The sequence below is a fragment of the Aquirufa beregesia genome, assembly GCF_011090385.1.
GTDB classification, from domain to species: Bacteria; Bacteroidota; Bacteroidia; order Cytophagales; family Spirosomataceae; genus Aquirufa; species Aquirufa beregesia.
On record NZ_SEWW01000006.1, the window covers coordinates 162,635 to 182,197 of the forward strand.

Consider the following 19,563-nt stretch of genomic DNA (forward strand, 5'->3'; position numbering starts at 1 on the left):
TCTATGAAAACTCGCCTATTATTCCTTTTTATAAGCCTTGCTCTTTTTAGTTTCCAAGCCTCAGAACCATTGCGGGTTTTTCTCATTGGGGATTCTACCATGGCCGACAAAGTCCCAGCCGACTATCCTGAAACAGGCTGGGGTATGCCTTTTGCACATTTATTTAATGAGGCTGTTGAAGTGCAAAACCATGCCTACAATGGTCGGAGTACCAAAAGCTTTCGTCGAGAAGGAAGATGGGCCAAGGTATATCAACAAATCAAAAAAGGGGATTATGTGTTCATCCAATTTGGCCATAATGATGCCAAAATTTCAGATACGAGCCGATATGCCGCTGCACAAACAGATTACCGAGAAAACCTGACTCGCTACGTAAAAGAGACCCGTTCCAAAGGTGGAATTCCCATTTTACTAACTTCAATTCAAAGGAGAAAATTTGATTCTACGGGAACATTTGTGGATCAACATGGAGAATATCCGCAAGTGGTACGCGAAGTGGCCAAACAAGAAAAAGTATTGCTGATTGATTTAGAAAAAATTAGTCGTGCACAGATTGAAAAACTAGGTCCAGACCTTTCCAAAAAAATATACCTACACTACCCAGCGGGGATCTTCAAAAAGTTCATGAAAGGAGTAGTAGATGACACTCATTTTTCTGTTTATGGTGCATCTTGGATGGCACAAGCTGTAGCATCTGCCATATTTGACTCCAATGAAGCGCTGAGAAGCTTTCTTGAAAAATCAGCTTTCAGTCAAAAGTTCCAATATGAATTGCCTCTGGTAGCAGGAACTGCATTTAAAAAAGATACCTTTTCGATTGTTTCTTATGGGGCAAAATCTTCTCCAACGCTACTGAATACGGCCGCTATCCAACAGGCCATTGATCTCTGTTCTGCCCAAGGAGGTGGCGTGGTCAACATACCTACTGGATTTTGGTTAAGCGGCCCTATTGTATTAAAATCTCAGGTTAATTTACATCTTGAATCAGGTGCCTTATTGCAATTCAGTCATCAAAGCAAAGACTTTCCTTTGGTTAAAACATTTTGGGAAGGTGTAGAAGCTATTCGGGCTCAATCTCCCATTTCCGCATTTCGGGCTCATAATATTGCCATCAGTGGTGCAGGAATCATTGATGGGGCAGGTGAAGCTTGGCGACCAGTAAAGAAAGGAAAATTAACCGCAGGGGAATGGACCAACTTAGTTAAATCTGGAGGAGTACTGAATGAAACAAAGGATACTTGGTACCCAACGACTGGTGCATTAAAAGCTGCCAGTTTGGACCGCCCAGGGGTAGTCGCAGCAGGTTGGACAGTAGACAAAGCGAAAGAAATTAAAGAGTTTTTAAGGCCCAACATGATTAGCTTGATTGAATGTGAGCAAATTTTATTGGAGGGTGTAACCTTCCAAAATTCACCTGCTTGGAACATCCACCCATTACTTTGCAAGCACCTGACTGTTAATCAAATAAAAGTAAAAAATCCTTGGTTTGCACAAAATGGAGATGGGATAGATATTGAATCTTGCGAATATGTTTTGGTTAAAAACAGCAGTTTTGATGTAGGAGATGATGGGATTTGTTTAAAGTCAGGTAAGGACGAAGAAGGCAGAAAACGAGGAAGACCCAGTGCCCATATCTGGATTGACCATTGTCAGGTATTTCATGGTCATGGTGGAGTAGTGGTAGGAAGTGAAATGTCTGGCGGGGTCCATGATTTATATGTTTCCAATTGTCAGTTTTTAGGAACCGATGTAGGTCTTCGTTTTAAAACAGCTAGGGGCCGAGGTGGAATCGTAGAAAACGTCTATATCCGAGATATATTAATGAAAAATATAGCTGGAGAAGCCATACTTTTTGACATGTATTACCAAGGGAAAGACCCACTGAGTACCTTTGGCAATGGAGAAAAAAAACCGGTGATAGCGGCAATGCCCATGAATGAGGGCACTCCTCAATTTAGATCCATCTGGGTAGAGCACATTCGGGTAAAAGGAGCTGCTACAGGTCTACTCATTCGGGGCTTACCCGAAATGCCGGTAAAGCAAATCAAATTACTGGATGTTGATATTGAATGCGATCAGGCTTACCGAGCCATCGAGGCAGATGGCATTGATTTAGAGCAGGTTATATTCACAAAAACCCAAGATCGTAAAAGCGAACTTTATCATGTTCAGCATTGGAAATTTTCTGGGAAAGAGCTAACATTGGAAAAAGAAAACCACTAACATGCCCTATCTATCCATTTTTAACTCCGAAACTAGTCAAGAAATTTTTATCCGAATTGATGCCCTGCACCCTGACTCTCCAGCTCTATGGGGGAAAATGAATGTGGCCCAAATGCTAGCACATCTCTGCGTTCCATATGAGCAGATTAAGGGAGAAAATACCCAGCAGGTACCTTGGTTCATGAAATTCATTTTGAAATTGTTTCTCAAAAAAACCTTAACCAATGAGGTTCCCTATCAAAAAAATGCCCCCACAGCCCCGGCATTTATCAAAGTAAATCAGCACGAATTTGAATGGGAGAAAAATCGACTAAAAGCCTACATCTCGGAAATCGAAAAAATGGGCGCTGAACAACTTTGTCAGCAGCCTTCTCTCAGTTTAGGGATGTTGAATGAAACAGAATGGAATAACATGCTTTACAAACACCTTGATCATCATTTAAAACAATTTGGTGTTTAATTAAAATGATCTAACTGCTATAACCCGCATGTTCAAGCGCTTGAAATAATTTGTTTGCATACCTGTATTGAGATTATGCGTCACGGCGTGTTCTTTATCTATTTCAGTGGAGGTCCAATACCATGCCGATTTAAACACATTATTGGACTTCATCTTTTTAAGATTCAGTTTTTGATGAATTAATTCAAACTCCTCTTGAGTGGGTAATCTCCAATCATCAAATCCATTCAAACTGAGATTTTCGCAGGCTAAAAGTGCATTAGGATAATCGAATTGCCCAATATCTTGGGTGGTTGCTATTAAGCCATGAGTATCTTTTTCAAAAATCAAATAGCCCCCTAATTTTTCTTGAGGGGCTTTGACATTGGCTCTTTGACCCATGGAAAAAAAGATCCCACTAAAAACAAATAATAAGATGGTAAAAAATTTCACTGACATATATTGGTTTTTCCATTTCAAAGTTCTGAAATAATTCCAATAATCATTTCATCATTGGGTAAATTGAACGTATTTATTGAATATAATTCCCCGACTAAATGATCTGGGCCATACTTAATTTAGGTCGATTGGTCTATACATCTTGCAATTAAGGCCGAAAAGCTGTATTTTGAAGTAATTTTACTTTGAACTTAACAAAAACCCAAATAACCATTACTTAGATTTGACCTACCTACGGAATTTTAGGAAAGGAATTGATGGTAATTAGATGATATTTTCCCTAAATACCCTTTTTGTCTATGGTCATTTTATAAGCCTTGAAATTTACATTTTCAAATGGACATGATTAAACTAAAAATTTCAAAGGAAATATATGATGGTTGCAGACGTTTTATTACATAAAGCCTATTCCCAACCTCCTAGCATTTTTTGTTAGCCAGATTAATTATGTCAGCAAATTTAGAAGAACTTACTACTTTAGATGAAATCGTATTTCAGCATAGAAATCAAGAATACGGCGCATTTCAATTAAGGAATAGCTACCCTTCTACACTAAACAAATCAGCCTTAAAAGGAGCTGCTATATTTACCTTAGCTATTGTTTTGATGTTTTGCGTACACCTTTGGCTAGATTCAAAGCAAGAGAAAACCGATTTAAGTAAGGAAGTAACCGCTGAAGTCATGCGATTGGCCCCAGCTCCTCCAGTTAAAAAACAGGATGAATTAGCCCCTCCTCCTCCAAAAGAAATCCCTAAAGTAACCAGCACGAAGTTCTTGCCCCCTGAAATTAGACCAGATGACGATCCCACGCCAGTAGTAAGACCTCCTGAACAAGATAAAATCAAAGGTAACCCGGGTAGAATTGATGCGGTTGGAGATGTCAACGAAGGACAAGCAGATGGCCCTGAAATAGAGGAGGAACCAGCTGTTATTCCCTTTCCAATTAATAATGGTATTTGGGATTGGCCAAGTGGCAAAAGCCTACAAAGTCTAATCCCTAGCGGTTCTACCGCATGTTCCATTGATTTTAGAATAAAAATTAAGGCCGATGGAACCGTAAAAGAAATTCAAGCCAATAGTGATTGTGAAAGCAATGTGGAAGGAATACTAACGAATTATTTTAAGAACCACCGTTTTGTTTTGCAAAACACCAAAAAAGTGGGGACCGGAATAGCTGTCACTTCAAAAAAAGATTACATTTTGAATTAGAGCACGATACCCAATTGAAAATTGACATGATGACGGCAAATAAATCAGCCCTTTTTTATACCCCCATTTACCTGTTTTTCTTCCTCATTGGAATGGAAATCATGATGCCCTATCAGGGATTTTCACAAGATTCTAATATCAACAAAAGTCCTTCCGAACAATTTAGAATTGCCAAAGATTATTATATCGCTGCCAATTATGCGGCAGCTAGAATGGAATTTTCTTTATTCTTGGAAAAAAATGCCAAGGACTTTGACCGTAATTCCAATGAAATAGTGGATGCTGAGTTTTTCATCGTTTTATGCGACTTTTATATCAATACTACTCGGGCTAAAGTAGCTGTAGAACGCTTCATTGCCAATCATCCATCCAGTTTAAAGACCTCCATCTTGGTCAAAGAAATAGGCAGTTTTCTCTATAAAGCTGGTCAATACCAAGATGCAATTCAATACATTGAACAACGAGTTTCCATTTTAGACCCTGAAATACGCTTTCAGTTGGCCATTTGTTATTTACAAGTTGGACTAAATACCAAAGCCCTCAGTTTGTTTGAATTATTAAGCAATGATGATAATGAATCTGTAGCCTATGCTGCCTCCTATTTCTCCGGTTTATTAAAACTAAATCAAAAACAATTTTCGGCAGCCGTATTTGATCTTAAAAAAGCCGATGAAGCTCCATTTAAATTGGCTCAGGTACCTCTTTCTGATTCTGTTTGGGTGAGGATCAAGCGACAAATTCCCACCATGATCAGTCAGGCCTATTACCAAATGGGTCCAGAAAAGTACGCTGAATTAATTGCCTATGCTGAACCAATGGTCTTACAGGATACGAGGGAAGTGGAAAAGTTAGACATCGCAAGGCTCTTGGGGGATATCTATTTTAACCAAGGCAAATTCAGCAAATCGGCTGAAATATATGCTAAGTATTTGCTAATGAATGAAAGCAAAAGATCTGTGCATCAAAGCAATACCGAGGACATTCCTCTGAAACAAGCATTTTCATTGTTTAAATCTGGGCAATACCAAGCAAGTGAAATACTACTTAGTAAAGTCGCCAACAACGAAACCCTCATTGATTCTTTAAGTCAATTAGTTCACTACCAAATAGGAATGTCTCAATTTCATCTGAAACAATATGAATCGGCCAGCAATAGCCTACATAAGGCCATTCAAATTAATTGGAATAAATCCTTATCCGAAGACGCCTATTTCAACCAATTAGTTGCCTTAGAAAATCAAGGGACTTTTGATCCATTAATGAGTAAAATAAAGGGCTTTTTGCAACAATATCCTCAAAGCAAGCACCAGCCCAAACTGAATAATATGATTATTCATGCCATCAGTGAAAGCAGTATTCAAGCCACTGGCATATACCAAGTGAAGGAATTTTTTACGTTTAATTCCCTACCAACAGAAGAATTTAAAAAAGCCTATCAAGAACGAGCATATAGCTTAGCTGTAGCACTTTTTGACCAAGAAAATAACCTAGCTCAGGTGGATCAAATGTTAGGTTTACTAGAAGAAGTTTTAGCTTTTCCTTACAATCCTCAATTGGTCTTTTTAGCGAAGGTCTTACAGGGAGAAACCCAAGGTTTATTAGCCAAGGCTTACCAGCAAAAGAAAAATCGGGTATTGAACAAGGAGGAAGAAAAAGTTCATCAATTTTATTTGACTAATCTCATCCAAATCTATTCTTCCTTACACCAAAATCCAATTCCAAGTAATCCTGGAAGAGAATTGGCCTTGGATAGCTTGGCCTTAAAATACCAAATTAAATCAGCCTTATTGAATGCTTTGATTGACCTAAATCAAGAAAGACCTGTTCAATTGGCATTAGCTTCTTATTTGTTCCATTCCCCATTAGCAGATGCCGCGACGCGTAAAAAGGTGATTGAGGTCTGGAAATACAATTCCACCAAAGAAGCAAGTGAATACCAGGAAAACAACATTTTGGCTCAAACCATCGGACTGCTAGAAATCGCCTATGAAAAAGGTAATCCGCAAGAAAAAGAAGGTTACTTGTGGGATAAAATCAAGATTCTAGAGAAACTCCGTCGCTACGATGATGTCAGTGATTTATATGGAAAATTCTTACAGGAATTTCCTAATTCAAGGAATAAAGAGGTGGCCACCTTAAACCAGTGGATCAGTTTATATCAAAAAGGTGGGCGAGAAAATTTCGCACAAGCCATCAAAGGCTTCTCTGAAATTTTGCAAAAAAATGCAAAAACAGCCCTCCATTATAAAAGAGCATTGGATTTCAGATCACAGACTTACGAAAAGCTTTCCATTCTTTCCCAAGGGGAAGAGCAAATGTCATTGGGAAGATTAGCTATTCAAGATAAGGAAGAACAGTTAGCAAGCAGTCAAGGTGATACCATTCGCGTTAGTGTAGTCAATAAGCTTAAAAACTTATACAAGCGATTGAATCTTGAGGTAGAATGGGTGAAAAAGCATTACCAAGAATATGGAAGTGAAGATAAATTTTGGGAAGATTGCCTAGAACTATATCAAAGTAAACGCTGGGATGTAGCCCGAACTACCTTCTTAGAATTCCAAAAAATCTACCCTAATTCTGCGAACAGTAATACCCTGTTAAAGAATCTAGCTGCTTGTTCTGATAGCCTACATGATTACCCTGGGGCAATCGAGTTTTACCAACAAATCATTAGTAAAAAAGATAAATTTAAACAAGCGGAAGTCATCAGTGCGGCCAAAAGAGCTGGAGAACTAGCTTTGGAAAATCAACAAATAGATGTGGCGATACGCTCTTTTCGGTTTATTAAGTCCTATACCAAAGTCAGCCGCCACCAAAAAATGGCCGATGAAAATTTAGTCAACATGTATTTGCAATCGAAACAATTGGATTCCTTGTATGACTTAACTTCCGCATGGGATGAGTTGTATGAAGTGGATGAAAAAAATGTTCTGTATCAAAAATACCTCCAAATAGCTGTAGACGCCCAACAGTCTGACTTAGTAAAAAAATGGCTACAGAAAATCAGTGTCAATAACCACTTAAGTCCTGTGGTTCAGCAGATCGTAATAGGAGCTGAGGCGGAGCTAAAATTTGCACAGCTCTTATTCCAAGAAAAGAAACACCAAGAATTGGATGAATTATTGGATAAGACCTTGATTCGAAAAATTATTGCCACAAATATCCGTACCAAAAAAACCTATTTCAGGGGCCTGTTATTGTATGCGGACAATTTAATGGCCTTAGACCAAAAGGATAAAGCCATGGGATATTACACCGCTTTGTCCCAAAATATGGCCAAAGAAAATGATGTTAGAACCTTAGCCAAGAGTCGATTAAAATAGATTGAAACAACAATGAGCAATTCATACCTACGCTATATTCTTATTTTCATTGGCTTCATTTTAAAGGCCGAAATGGCCATGTCTTTTGTTCCTCAGACAGTAGATACGATACGAATTTACCGTGAGGTCAATTTGGGGGAATTAAAACTTTCTCATGATAAAATTAAACTTCCCACTTTTCGTGATAAAAAAAGCAATCAAAAACCAGTAGAGGTCCCTTTAGAATGGAATAGCCATGAGGAACATTCCTTGAAATGGTCCAAAATCAATCCAAGAGAAGGGGAAGTTTTTGGCCTAGATTCCTTAAACAACAATATCATTCGGGTAGGTGCTGGAAGTTTTGGATATACGTATTTAAACTTAAACCTCAATAAAGCCGATCAACGATTGGGTTTTTATTTATCTCATGATGCCTATGCTGAAGGACCAGTGGCGGATATCTTTTCTCAGAAAAAACTGAATAATATCAAAGTATGGAGCCGTTCTAGAGCAGATAGTAAACTAGAATTAGAAACACATGTAGCTTATTCTCAATTGGGAACCAACTACTATGGATTTGAACCTGGACAAAAAATTCCTAGCTTCCGAGATCAACGTTTAGTATACGACACATATAACTTTTTTGGGAAATTTGGCACCAACATTCCCAAATCTACCTTTGATTTTAATGCCAGTATTGATGTTTCAAGAATCAGTAATTTGAGTGATGTCAGTGAGTTAACCAGCAATGGCTCTTTCTATTCCAAGATTAAATTAAAGTCGAACTCCTTCATTAATTTAAGCGGCGAGATGATACTTTCAGAATACAAAACGCCTGCCATGACCCTCACTAGGAGTTTTTCTAGGCTTAGACCATTTTATACGTTCTCCAATTATTTTGTAACTGTTTCTGCAGGAGCCCATTTCTTACAAGAAACAAGCGACGGCCCTGAACCGGCCAAAACAAGCTTTTTCCCTCAATTTTTGATTGACTTTTCTAGCTTAGATTATATCCACTTTTTTGCAGGCTTAGGCGGCGATGTACAATTCAATACCTATGCCAATTTTGTGAAGCAAAACCCATGGATGGCTCCTACTATCCTGCTGAAAAACTCCTCTCAAGTAGGTAATTTATATGCTGGAATTAAAGGAACGAACCGAACCGATAAAGATAAAGCAGGGGATATCGATTTTGAATTTAAAATTGCCTACTCTGAATACACAGATCTACCCATCATCTCCAATTCCGAACTTGATCCCACTCAATTTGTCCTAAATTATGTGGGTGGCCTAAAAAAAGTTCAGGTTACCACCTTTTCAGGAAACTTTGACTTACAAGTGAGTAGATCGATCAAAAGTGCTGTTCGATTTAATTTTGACAGCTATGAATCTCTGGGAGATTTGGAAAAAGCTTTCCATAGACCTGCTTGGAAAATAAATTGGAATGGCACTGTCCTATTGGGTAATAAACTCTCGATCATTCCTACTATTGAATACATCAATGGTTTGTATGCTTGGAGTCCTACAGAATCAAAAGTGAAAACCATGGATGAGATATTTGATTTAAATTGCCATGTCAACTTTAAATTTAATGAAAAGGTTGCCTTGGGAGTTAATCTAAATAATTTATTGAATAGAAATTTCCAGCGTTACCTTAATTACCCCAGCCTAGGTTATAATTTTGGTGGAGTACTCACTTATTCCTTTTAATCTAAACTCATTCCATCTTTTTAAATTAATTTTGTGCTATGAGTCAAATCGAGGAACTTAAGAAAAAAATCCCTACCCACATTACTGTCTTGGGAGGAGGAAGTTGGGCAACTGCTCTGGTCAAAATATTGTCTGAAAATCAAGTAAAAATCAAGTGGTGGATTCGTAGAAAAACGGATGTTGATTTTATCAGAAAATACAACCATAACCCGAGTTATTTAACGGATGTGGCCATTAATCCACGTAAAGTTAAGACATACCACAAAATGTCAGATGCCTTGCATGGGGTAGAATACATCATTTTAGCGGTTCCTGCAGCATTTATACCCAGCACCTTAAAAGACTTAAATAAGAAACATTTTGAGGGCAAAAAAGTAGTCTCAGCCATTAAAGGTATGATTCCAGAGGAAAACATGCTGGTGACCGATTGGATCGAACGAGAATTTAACCTTCCACTGGGTCAAACCTGCGTGATTGCGGGACCTTGTCATGCGGAAGAAGTGGCTTTGGAGAAACAGTCATATTTAACCATAGCCTCTCCCAACTTGGCGCTTGCTCAGACCTTTTCAAACTTATTGAATAGTCGTTTTTTACAGGCCCATGCCATTGAAGATTTATATGGAGTGGAGTATTGTGCGGTTATCAAAAATATCATTGCCATGGCCTGCGGTATTACCCGTGGACTAGGTTTTGGGGATAACTTCCAAGCCGTTTTGGTTAGCAATGCCATGCAGGAAATTAAGCTATTCTTGGATGCGGTTGATCCAGAAACCAATCGTGATTTAAACAGTTCAGGATATTTGGGCGACCTTTTAGTTACTGCCTATTCTCAGTTCTCTAGAAATAGAACATTTGGAAATATGATTGGCCGAGGATACTCCGTCAAATCTGCTCAGATAGAAATGAATATGGTTGCAGAAGGATATTATGCCGTGAGAAGTATTTACCATATTTCTAGACAGCATAAGATTCACTTGCCTATCATAGAGGCCGTTTATGCCATAGTTTATGAAAAAGCCAACCCTCAATTGGAAATGAACAAATTGAAGGGCTTCCTAAAGTAATTACAAAAAAGAGCGAATCAATTCAGCCGTTTTAGCTAAAGATTCTTGACTAAATGACAATTTAGTGCGGGTGAAATTTAAGTCATTGGCTGTCGTCATGGGCACTAAATGCACGTGTGCATGTGGCACTTCTAAGCCAATCACTGCCACCCCAATACGTTTACAAGGAATGGCTTTTCGGATGGCTGGGGCAACGGATTGAGCAAATTTCATCATGTCACCTAAATGATCCGGTTCCAAATCAAAAATATAATCAATTTCTTGCTTTGGAACGACCAACACATGTCCTTCTACCAAAGGCATAACATCTAAGAATGCTAAAAACTGCTCATTCTCGGCAATTTTGTGACAAGGGATTTCTCCTGAAATTATTTTACTAAATATTGTGCTCATATTAGTCTACGCGTCTCAAATTACATTTTGAAATAGGTTTGATGATCAATGGTACTTTCTCTAATTTTACCGCATCACTATCCAAACCAAACCATTTATCTTCAGAATTCATAAACTGTTTTAAGAAGAAATAAAACTTCATCACCAGCCTATCCATCAAAGGCAATTCATTGTCGAACGACAAGAACTTCTCTAAAACGACAAAACGGAAATCACCAATCACGTTTTGCTCATTCAGGGACTTGTACCGAGACGTGATATCCACTTCTCCCCGGGCAACCATTTCTTCTACTACTTTTCTAAAGTACAAATTGATTCTTTGTTCTACCCGGAAACCTAATTTAAAATTCACTTTAATGATATCGTCTGGTTCAATGACAGTCACCTTATAATCCATGGTATATGGCTCATCCAATGTATCCACGTGTACAAACCAATAAATATCTGCACGCTTTGGTCTACGTTGGAATATGGAATAAATAATCTTGGACTCAATATCCGAAACACGACCCGCATTGGACATAAATACCAAGTGGGTGGCATATTTGGGAATGGTTTCATCACGACTAAGCTCTTTCAAGGGCTCTACATAATCAGACAGTTTTTCGTATTCCGTTAAGTCCTTTTTAATACGAGTGGCTCTAAACCAAACATACATGACCAATAAAATGACACCCGCAATAAACAAAGACACATAACCCCCATGGGAGAATTTCTGCAAGTTAGCCACCAAAAATGCCCCTTCTAATGATATATAAACCACTAAAAACAAGAGTATCCACCACATGTCAATCTTCTTGATGTGCAGGTAATAAGCCATCAAAGAAGTAGTCATTAACATGGTTAAGGTAATTGCCAAACCATAGGCGGCTTCCATGTTGGAGGATTCTTTGAACCAAAGTACCACGCCTACACAACCTAACCATAAAAAGATATTGATGGAAGGAACATACAATTGTCCCTTTTGATCTGATGGATAAATCAAACGAACTTTTGGCCAAAAGTTCAAACGAATGGCTTCTGAAATCAAAGTAAATGACCCAGAGATTAATGCCTGGCTGGCAATCACAGCGGCTGCCGTAGCGATACAAATACCAGTAAACAAGAATTCTCTAGGTAATAATTCGAAGATGGGTTTTCTACCTCCAAGCAACATCCCTTGGTGATGTAATAACCAGGCCCCTTGTCCAAAATATTGTAGCAATAAAGCGATCTTAACAAAGATCCAGCTGATACGTATATTATCACGGCCGCAATGTCCCAAGTCAGAATATAATGCCTCCGCTCCCGTAGTACATAAAAATACGGCTCCCAGAGTCCAGAAACCAGCAGTCCCTGCTTGATGGGAAGTTAATAAAGCCCAGGCATAATGAGGCGATACAGCTCTTAAAATACTCCAGTCATGTTCAATCCAAAGCAATCCCGTAATGGCCAACATACTAAACCAAAGTAACATAATGGGGCCAAATAGCTTACCTACAACTTTGGTTCCTAAGATTTGGAAAATAAATAAACCAGTTAAAATAACGATTACGATGGGTACCGTGTCTGTGACGTAAGGTAAGCCCTCCTTGGTTTTCAGCATTTTTAAACCTTCTACGGCAGAAGATACAGAAATGGGCGGGGTGATAATTCCATCAGCCAACAAGGTGGCCCCACCAATGATGGCAGGTAAAGTCAACCATTTGGCATGTCGACGAACCAAAGCAAACAAGGCAAATATTCCTCCTTCACCTTTGTTGTCAGCACGTAGAATTAAAATAACATACTTTAGGGTGGTCTGAAGAGTTAGTGTCCAAAAAATACAGGACAATCCTCCCAATATCATCAATTCATTGATAGGATCATTTCCGATGATGGCCTGCATTACATACAAAGGAGATGTCCCAATATCTCCGTAAATGATACCCATGGCTACGAGCAGTCCAGCTGCACTAGCCGTGTTTTTGTGTTTTTGTTCCATTATAATGTGTGGGAGCGTAAAATTATTGCCAATCGAATCTGTTTATCGTAAGAATGCAAAAATTGCAAAAAATTGTACTATTATTGGTTAATTTCTTGACATATTTCAAGAAACGGCAGCAAATATACCTTCAATTTTGATATAAAAAACAGCTATTTTTCATTTTCTTAAAAATGACCTAAAAAATTGATTTACAGCGTCTAATTCTCACATATTCATAACAAATAAAATTAGTCAAGCCCCGCAAAGTCCATGAAAATGGGAAATATTTTTCCAATAATCAGATTCTCTATTCCAATAGGCTACAAAAAAAAGGGAAGCTTTTCGCTTCCCTCATTTATGACTATTTCAATGTTTGGTCAAATAACCCCATGGTTCTTGTCCAAGCCAACTTAGCCACTTCGGCATTGTAACGTGCTGGTGAAGAATCGTTATTAAAAGCATGTTGCGCTCCTTCATAAACAAAGATTTGATAATCCTTCTTATTGGCCTTTAAAGCTTCCTCAAAAGCAGGAATACCCGCATTGATTCGCTCGTCTAGACCAGCATATTGCAACATCAACTTGGCTTTGATCTTAGGAACATCGGCTACTTCAGCTTGTCTACCATAATAGGCCACAGCAGCGGTCAATTCTGAATCCATCACTGCCATGGAATTCACCATGCCTCCTCCCCAACAAAATCCTACTACTCCTGTTTTCTTATTGCTGTTTTTCAATCCTCTTAAATAATCCAAACCACTCTTAATGTTTTCCAAGTTTTGAACTGCGTCCAATTTGGCAAACAGTGCTCGTCCTTCATCTTCATTGACAGGAGTTCCACCAAAGGGAGAAAGCGCATCAATGCCTAAAGCAATGTATCCAGCTTTGGCTATTCTACGCGTTACATCCTTGATGTGTGGGGTTAATCCTCTGTTTTCATGAATGACTAAAACAGCTCCTAATTTCCCTTTGGATAATTTTGGCTGTACCAAATAACCTTTCATGGTGCAATTTTTGGAAGGATAAGAAATATCCTCCATCAATAAATCAGCATCTTGAACAGATACTTGATTCGCCATGGCATAATTGCCTTCTAACATGGGTAAAATAGCTAATGCAGCCGCTGTTCCTCCAGCTAATTTGCTCAACTTAGCTAAAAACACTTCCCTCTTTAATGGTTTGTGGGTGTACTCATCAAACAGGTTAATAATTTTCTGATCCATAAATTTTCATTTAAGCATGTGAGTGAATATGTATGTAGGGCTCTGTCTTAAAGTGCATAGTAATATCCAAATATGATATCCATCTCATCTTCGGAAGTTAAACCAAAGCGAATGATGCGATTCGTATTATTATCATAGGTCACCACCGAAGTTAATCCTTCTCCTGTTTTTAACTCAATTACTTTGGAGAAATTAATGACGGTCGGATGTGCCCAATCTGTACTTTCGTAAATAACCTCTCCATTTCGGGCTCCTCCTTTAATTTTAATTTGAAATAATTTCCCCCATTGATGTGTATGAGAGGTCAATGACACAATGGCAACGGCCTTATCAAAGATAAAATCCTTGGAAATGACTATCTTTTGATTGGCTGGTAAAGTCAGATTGGTGTTATTGAAATCTATCATTTGCACCACCTTTTTCACCTGATCTGCTTTTACGGTATAAATATTGACATAGTTTTCACCAAATATCACCTCCTTGGTTTTATTAAAATAATGAGGGTTCAAATCCATGGAACTATTGGCAGGAAGCAATAAGGCCGTTCCTTCAGGAAATGAATAGTCCGAATTAGGATCTGTTCCTCCTCCTAAAAAAATGTGATTTTGCATTTGCAAAAAGGTAAACACATTGATACTATTATCACTATTGCGCAAATCCCTCACCTCGTTCAGCGTGGGCAAAGACTGTTTATTTTCGAAATCATACAATACCATGTGGTGACTATTTGGCCTTGACTTCAATTTGATGCGGGAAACATAAATAGGTGATACATTATTCAATGGCTTTCGCACAAACAACTCACGTTCAAAATTGGGAGCGACCGAAAACTTCTCCACTTTCAATTGAATACCTTCTTTTCCTTCGGCAGATGGCTCAGTTAATGGACTAAAGTCTGAACTGACCGCATAACTTGGGGTTGTATCATCCAATAATTTAGCATCGGCTACTTCTCCCTTTTCGGGGGCTCCAGCTTCTATCCAATTCTGGATAAACTTAAGCTGACCTATAGATAATGGCTTGCCGCCTAAAGGCATGGGTACACCATAATCAATACTGGAATGATGGGCAACATCCCAATTTAATTTGTGGTAGAGTAAACTTTGCGTGGATTGAAACTTGGTAACTCGTAAGATCTTATTGAGTAAAGCATTCGAATTTTTTGCCGCAACACCTACCAGCTGAGCGTATGAAGTGGATTTAGCAAGAACCAATCCATGTTGAGCAAAAGAAGCATCTGTACTGGAAAGGTGACACCCAGAAGTAGCACAATTGGGGGTAAATATTCGATCCTGAATTAAATCAAAAGAAGAGGTAACAGAGCTGGCTGGATTAGTGGAATTATCGGGCTCCACTGCTTGCTTCGTGCAAGCAGAAAAAAGCAGGCTTAAAGCAAACATCGCCCAATAACTGTTTTTCATCTCAAGGTATAAATATCGTATACTTCGCCTGGCAAAATGCGTAAAACTCTTGCCAAAACTAATAGAACTAATTTTCGAGAAGCTAGCCATATTGGCAAGGATTGCTTCTCCGCAAACAAAGCTAATGTAATCTGTTGATTTTCATGCAAATACTCCATTAACCATTTTTCAGATGACCCAAAACTAAATTGTATCCCCTCTTCCTGTTCCCTCCGCAAAATTTGCTTCATTTCTTTGCTTGCTTGTACGGTACGATCTTTAATCCGCACATAACACTTGGGCTGTGGTTCATCCGCCAATTGCACTAAATGCGGTTTATCGATACTTGGAAATATATGATACACTAAGACAGCCCTTTCAGAATCAATTTCCACGCGATAATTGGTGTATGAAAAAACGGGAAAACAATACTTTTCAATGGCCCGCTCTAAAAGAAATTGTTCCTCATCTACAAACTTTACCCCTTGTACTTGACCTTCATCACTAACACCTACTAATAGCGTCCCTCCGTCTGTATTGGCAAAGGCTACCATTTCTTTGATAATTTTTTCGGGGAATTTCACTTTCATTTTAAACTCCAAGCGCTGACCTTCTCCCTGTTTGACGATGTTCTTAATAGCCTTCAAGTCCAAAAAAGGGGATTTATCTTCCCCCATTCCCTCATTCCACCAGATCTCTGAGCCTTGATGCATCCTGAATTTTTATCGTTATGAATTTACAAAAGATTTATTGCCTTCGTATGCATCATGTAAATCTTTTTAAAATCAAGTATAGTAATTCAATAGACATTATGTATTTTTGTGAAAATTTTAAGAGTATGGATATTTCAACCATTGAGAAAACCTTAGTAAATCTCTCTCTAGAAGAACGATTGCACGTATTGACCCAACTATTCCCAGAAGAGAAAATAGTATTTTCCACTTCTTTTGGACAAGAGGATCAAGCCATTTTATATGCCATTGCCAGTCAGTCTTTAGCCATTCAACTATTCACGTTAGATACGGGTCGTCAGTTTCAAGAGTCGTATGAGTTAATGGATTTGACTACTCGAAAATATCAAATTACGATTGACACCTTTTTTCCTAATACGGAATCGGTGGAAAAGTTAGTGAAAGAAAAGGGCTTCAACTCTTTTTATAGCTCGGTAGAAAACAGAAAAGAATGTTGTTTTATTCGTAAAATGGAACCTTTATCCCGAGCTTTGCAAGGTGCCAAAGTTTGGATAACTGGTCTACGAGCCGAGCAATCTGAAAATAGAGCTAATATGCCCATCGTAGAATGGGATGAACAAAGACAATTGTTCAAAATAAATCCATTAATTGATTGGACATTTGACGAATTAAATCAATATTTATTAGACCATAAAATACCTCAAAACCCGCTACACAAAAAAGGTTTTATCTCCATCGGTTGTGCACCATGTACCCGTGCCATTGCTGAAGGGGAGCATCCTCGAGCTGGCAGGTGGTGGTGGGAAAATTCCCAAAAGGAATGTGGTTTACATGCCTAATTTATTACCCATTTTATGACAGATTCAACCATTAAAGACAAAATAGGACAGTTTCCACGAAAATTGGAAGATGAATCTATTTATATCATGCGTGAAGTTGCCGCTCAATTTGAGCGTCCAGCTTTATTATTTTCTGGAGGTAAAGATTCTATTACCTTAGTTAGATTAGCCCAAAAAGCATTTTTTCCCGGGAAAATCCCTTTCCCTTTGGTACATATTGATACAGGCCACAACTTCCCTGAGACGATTGAATTTAGAGATTGGCTAGCCAAAGAAACGGGTGCAGAATTGATTGTACGTTATGTACAAGATTCCATCAACCAAGGAAAAGCCAAAGAAGAAACAGGCAAATATGCTTCTCGAAATGTCCTCCAAACAGTAACCTTGTTAGATACGATCGAAGAATTCAAATTTGACGCTTGCATAGGTGGAGCTAGAAGAGATGAAGAAAAAGCCAGAGCAAAAGAACGCATCTTTTCTGTTCGAGACGATTTCGGTCAGTGGGATGCGAAAAGGCAAAGACCCGAATTATTTGATATGCTAAATGGCCGAATCGCTGTAGGTGAAAATGTGCGTGTTTTCCCTATTTCCAATTGGACAGAATTAGACGTTTGGAATTACATTAAGGAAGAAAAAATGGAAATCCCAAGTATCTATTTCTCGCATCAACGCCAAGTCATTGAGCGTGATGGCATGTTATGGGCGGATTCAGAATACCTGAATAAAGAAGCCGATGAAATTCCTTTTGAAGCCACCGTTCGCTTTAGAACCGTAGGTGATATGACTTGTACTGCTGCCGTAGAATCAGATGCTGTAGAAATTGACATCATCATTGAAGAGATTTTATCAGCGGAAATTTCAGAACGTGGAGCACGTATCGACGATAAGCGCTCCGAAGCAGCCATGGAAAAAAGAAAGCAACAGGGATATTTTTAACAGGAGAGAGAAAGGAATATGGATATTTTACGCATAGCTACTGCAGGGTCTGTAGACGACGGAAAAAGTACATTGATTGGCCGATTATTATATGAAACCAATTCAATTACCAAAGATAAAATTGAAGCATTAGAAAGTGCTTCCAAAAGAAAAGGATTGGATTTTTTAGATCTTTCTCTTTTAACGGATGGTTTAATCGCGGAAAGAGAACAAGGCATCACCATCGATGTGGCGCATATATATTTCTCCACTCCCACACGTAAATACATCATTGCAGATACACCCGGTCACGTGGAATATACCCGTAACATGGTCACTGGTGCTTCCAATGCCAAAGTATCATTGATTTTAGTGGATGCTCGCCAAGGAGTCGTAGAACAAACAGCTAGGCATTTATCCATTGCGGCATTACTCCGCATTCCCAAAGTCATCGTTTGTGTGAATAAAATGGATTTGGTCCAGTACGACAAAGCCAAATTTGAAGCCATCAAAGACAGTTTAAGTTCATTGGTAGCTCAAACCACATTTGAAGGTCAAGAAATTAGCTTTTTGCCTATTTCTTCCCTGTTTGGACAGAACATTACCCAAGCTGCTGATAAGATGCCTTGGTATCAAGGAAATACCTTATTGGGGGAATTAGAGGCTTTTGAATTTGCAGAAAGCTTAGCCCACGCCCCAGCACGCTTTCCTGTTCAATGGGTAATACGCCCTAAGACAGAAGAATACCACGACTACCGTGGTTATGCTGGGAAAATTAGTTCAGGTACTTTTCAAGTTGGGGATGTGATCAAAGCCTTGCCAACTGGCCAAGAAAGCACCATTGCTTCCATTGAAAAATTTGGGGAGCAATTAGAGCGTGCCGTGGCGGGAGATTCGATAGTCATTACCTTAACTACCGACGTAGATATTTCGCGTGGAAATTCTTTGGTATTGGCCTCCGATACTCAAGCACCTCAATTAAAAGATTTTACCGCCCACATCTGTTGGTTAGATCATCAAGCTTTAAGTCCTGGAAAAACCTATTTATTACAACACGGGGTAAACCTGACTAAAGCCAAAATTTCACAAATTACCGAGAGATTGGATGTGGTAGCACAAACGTCTAGCCAAGACGTGGACTCATTAAAACTCAATGAAATTGGAGGAATACAGTTGCGTACAGCACAGCCCATTATGGCAGATGTTTATGCTGAAAATCCATCCAATGGAGCATTTATTTTAATTGATGAGTTTTCTAACTCAACTGTTGGAGTAGGTTTCATCAAATAAACCTACTCGTATTTTGGGGGGGCGTACAAGAAACCAAAAGCTTCTGCGCCCTCTTTTTCATGCACTTCATGGTGTACATAGTGGGCTTTAATCAAGCGCTTTAAGTAGCTATTCTTTGCCTTAAACTTGATTTTTATTCTTCGATGTACGATGATATCATGAAAGATAAAATAGCATAAACCATACGTCGCTATACCCAAACCTACCCACAATAAGGGCCTGTAAGCTTCTACTTCAGCCCCTATGATGATGGTTAAGGTCGACAACACGCCAAATACAACCGAAAACAAATCATTTTTTTCTAATGCATTTTTATGATGGACATGGTGCGACTCGTGCCAATTCCACATGATTCCATGCATGATGTATTTATGGGTAAACCAGGCCATTCCTTCCATGAGCAAAAAAGTCCCTAGCCACAATCCTATTTCCATGATTTCAGTTTTCAATTTGAACCGAAA

General features: G+C 38.7%; 16 protein-coding genes. 9 read left to right on the plus strand and 7 right to left on the minus strand.

Translation table 11 applies throughout. The features are described from left to right. Positions 1-3: 3 nt before the first annotated feature. Positions 4-2,223, plus strand: a complete 2,220-nt coding sequence (locus EWU23_RS10515) for a glycosyl hydrolase family 28 protein (protein WP_166231914.1) — start codon at positions 4-6, stop codon at positions 2,221-2,223. Position 2,224: 1 nt separating this feature from the next. After that, on the plus strand, positions 2,225-2,683 hold the full coding sequence (locus EWU23_RS10520) for a DUF1569 domain-containing protein (RefSeq protein WP_166231916.1): 459 nt from the start codon (positions 2,225-2,227) through the stop codon (positions 2,681-2,683). Here EWU23_RS10520 and EWU23_RS10525 read toward each other — a convergent pair whose 3' ends face one another. Beyond that, positions 2,684-3,121, minus strand: a complete 438-nt coding sequence (locus EWU23_RS10525; RefSeq protein WP_166231918.1) for an Lcl C-terminal domain-containing protein — start codon at positions 3,119-3,121, stop codon at positions 2,684-2,686. It lies immediately after the preceding gene. A gap of 447 nt (positions 3,122-3,568) precedes the next feature. Here EWU23_RS10525 and EWU23_RS10530 point away from each other — a divergent pair, with 447 nt between their 5' ends. The 4 genes from EWU23_RS10530 to EWU23_RS10545 are packed head-to-tail and all read left to right on the plus strand — an operon-like array spanning position 3,569 to position 10,406. Next, positions 3,569-4,330 (plus strand): hypothetical protein, encoded by a 762-nt coding sequence (locus tag EWU23_RS10530; RefSeq protein WP_166231920.1) that lies wholly within the window; start codon positions 3,569-3,571, stop codon positions 4,328-4,330. Positions 4,331-4,356: 26 nt separating this feature from the next. Then, the gene (locus EWU23_RS10535) at positions 4,357-7,653 is read left to right on the plus strand and encodes a tetratricopeptide repeat protein (RefSeq protein WP_166231922.1); all 3,297 of its coding nucleotides are present in this window, start codon (positions 4,357-4,359) and stop codon (positions 7,651-7,653) included. 12 nt (positions 7,654-7,665) lie between these two features. Next, entirely contained in the window at positions 7,666-9,342 is a 1,677-nt protein-coding gene (locus tag EWU23_RS10540) for a hypothetical protein (protein WP_166231924.1), read from the plus strand. 38 nt (positions 9,343-9,380) lie between these two features. After that, complete coding sequence (locus EWU23_RS10545) at positions 9,381-10,406, plus strand: NAD(P)H-dependent glycerol-3-phosphate dehydrogenase (RefSeq protein ID WP_166231926.1); 1,026 nt, start codon at positions 9,381-9,383, stop codon at positions 10,404-10,406. On the opposite strand, the gene EWU23_RS10550 is transcribed toward EWU23_RS10545, so the two are convergent. The 5 genes from EWU23_RS10550 to EWU23_RS10570 form a co-directional block, all read right to left on the minus strand. Further along, positions 10,407-10,799: an HIT family protein gene (locus tag EWU23_RS10550; RefSeq protein WP_166231928.1), complete on the minus strand. Its 393-nt coding sequence runs from the start codon at positions 10,797-10,799 to the stop codon at positions 10,407-10,409. 1 nt (position 10,800) lies between these two features. Continuing rightward, positions 10,801-12,762 (minus strand): KUP/HAK/KT family potassium transporter, encoded by a 1,962-nt coding sequence (locus tag EWU23_RS10555; protein ID WP_205753156.1) that lies wholly within the window; start codon positions 12,760-12,762, stop codon positions 10,801-10,803. Between the two features lie 343 nt (positions 12,763-13,105). Next, positions 13,106-13,966, minus strand: coding sequence for a dienelactone hydrolase family protein (locus EWU23_RS10560; RefSeq protein WP_166231930.1), 861 nt, complete (start codon positions 13,964-13,966; stop codon positions 13,106-13,108). 47 nt (positions 13,967-14,013) lie between these two features. Then, entirely contained in the window at positions 14,014-15,387 is a 1,374-nt protein-coding gene (locus tag EWU23_RS10565) for a monooxygenase (RefSeq protein ID WP_166231932.1), read from the minus strand. Beyond that, the gene (locus EWU23_RS10570) at positions 15,384-16,079 is read right to left on the minus strand and encodes an AlbA family DNA-binding domain-containing protein (RefSeq protein WP_235942200.1); all 696 of its coding nucleotides are present in this window, start codon (positions 16,077-16,079) and stop codon (positions 15,384-15,386) included. The genes EWU23_RS10565 and EWU23_RS10570 overlap by 4 nt, the downstream gene beginning before the upstream one ends. A gap of 125 nt (positions 16,080-16,204) precedes the next feature. Between EWU23_RS10570 and EWU23_RS10575 the strand changes: the two genes are divergently transcribed. From EWU23_RS10575 to EWU23_RS10585, 3 genes are read left to right on the plus strand one after another with little or no spacing between them, the layout of a single operon-like run. After that, positions 16,205-16,897: a phosphoadenylyl-sulfate reductase gene (locus tag EWU23_RS10575; RefSeq protein ID WP_166231934.1), complete on the plus strand. Its 693-nt coding sequence runs from the start codon at positions 16,205-16,207 to the stop codon at positions 16,895-16,897. 15 nt (positions 16,898-16,912) lie between these two features. Beyond that, positions 16,913-17,833: a sulfate adenylyltransferase subunit CysD gene (gene cysD / locus EWU23_RS10580; protein WP_166231936.1), complete on the plus strand. Its 921-nt coding sequence runs from the start codon at positions 16,913-16,915 to the stop codon at positions 17,831-17,833. Positions 17,834-17,851: 18 nt separating this feature from the next. Beyond that, on the plus strand, positions 17,852-19,102 hold the full coding sequence (locus EWU23_RS10585; RefSeq protein ID WP_166231938.1) for a sulfate adenylyltransferase subunit 1: 1,251 nt from the start codon (positions 17,852-17,854) through the stop codon (positions 19,100-19,102). Positions 19,103-19,104: 2 nt separating this feature from the next. Here EWU23_RS10585 and EWU23_RS10590 read toward each other — a convergent pair whose 3' ends face one another. Then, positions 19,105-19,536, minus strand: a complete 432-nt coding sequence (locus EWU23_RS10590; protein ID WP_235942201.1) for a sterol desaturase family protein — start codon at positions 19,534-19,536, stop codon at positions 19,105-19,107. Between the last annotated feature and the right edge of the window lie 27 nt (positions 19,537-19,563).

Excerpts from the sequence above, each read along its gene's own strand:
- EWU23_RS10590 (WP_235942201.1), bottom strand. The coding sequence starts at position 19,536 with ATGGAAATAGGATTGTGGCTAGGGACTTTTTTGCTCATGGAAGGAATG.
- EWU23_RS10570 (WP_235942200.1), bottom strand. The coding sequence starts at position 16,079 with ATGCATCAAGGCTCAGAGATCTGGTGGAATGAGGGAATGGGGGAAGAT.
- EWU23_RS10520 (WP_166231916.1), top strand. The coding sequence starts at position 2,225 with ATGCCCTATCTATCCATTTTTAACTCCGAAACTAGTCAAGAAATTTTT.
- EWU23_RS10565 (WP_166231932.1), bottom strand. The coding sequence starts at position 15,387 with ATGAAAAACAGTTATTGGGCGATGTTTGCTTTAAGCCTGCTTTTTTCT.
- EWU23_RS10540 (WP_166231924.1), top strand. The coding sequence starts at position 7,666 with ATGAGCAATTCATACCTACGCTATATTCTTATTTTCATTGGCTTCATT.
- EWU23_RS10515 (WP_166231914.1), top strand. The coding sequence starts at position 4 with ATGAAAACTCGCCTATTATTCCTTTTTATAAGCCTTGCTCTTTTTAGT.
- EWU23_RS10555 (WP_205753156.1), bottom strand. The coding sequence starts at position 12,762 with ATGGAACAAAAACACAAAAACACGGCTAGTGCAGCTGGACTGCTCGTA.
- EWU23_RS10560 (WP_166231930.1), bottom strand. The coding sequence starts at position 13,966 with ATGGATCAGAAAATTATTAACCTGTTTGATGAGTACACCCACAAACCA.
- EWU23_RS10550 (WP_166231928.1), bottom strand. The coding sequence starts at position 10,799 with ATGAGCACAATATTTAGTAAAATAATTTCAGGAGAAATCCCTTGTCAC.
- EWU23_RS10575 (WP_166231934.1), top strand. The coding sequence starts at position 16,205 with ATGGATATTTCAACCATTGAGAAAACCTTAGTAAATCTCTCTCTAGAA.
- EWU23_RS10525 (WP_166231918.1), bottom strand. The coding sequence starts at position 3,121 with ATGTCAGTGAAATTTTTTACCATCTTATTATTTGTTTTTAGTGGGATC.
- EWU23_RS10535 (WP_166231922.1), top strand. The coding sequence starts at position 4,357 with ATGATGACGGCAAATAAATCAGCCCTTTTTTATACCCCCATTTACCTG.
- cysD (WP_166231936.1), top strand. The coding sequence starts at position 16,913 with ATGACAGATTCAACCATTAAAGACAAAATAGGACAGTTTCCACGAAAA.
- EWU23_RS10545 (WP_166231926.1), top strand. The coding sequence starts at position 9,381 with ATGAGTCAAATCGAGGAACTTAAGAAAAAAATCCCTACCCACATTACT.
- EWU23_RS10530 (WP_166231920.1), top strand. The coding sequence starts at position 3,569 with ATGTCAGCAAATTTAGAAGAACTTACTACTTTAGATGAAATCGTATTT.
- EWU23_RS10585 (WP_166231938.1), top strand. The coding sequence starts at position 17,852 with ATGGATATTTTACGCATAGCTACTGCAGGGTCTGTAGACGACGGAAAA.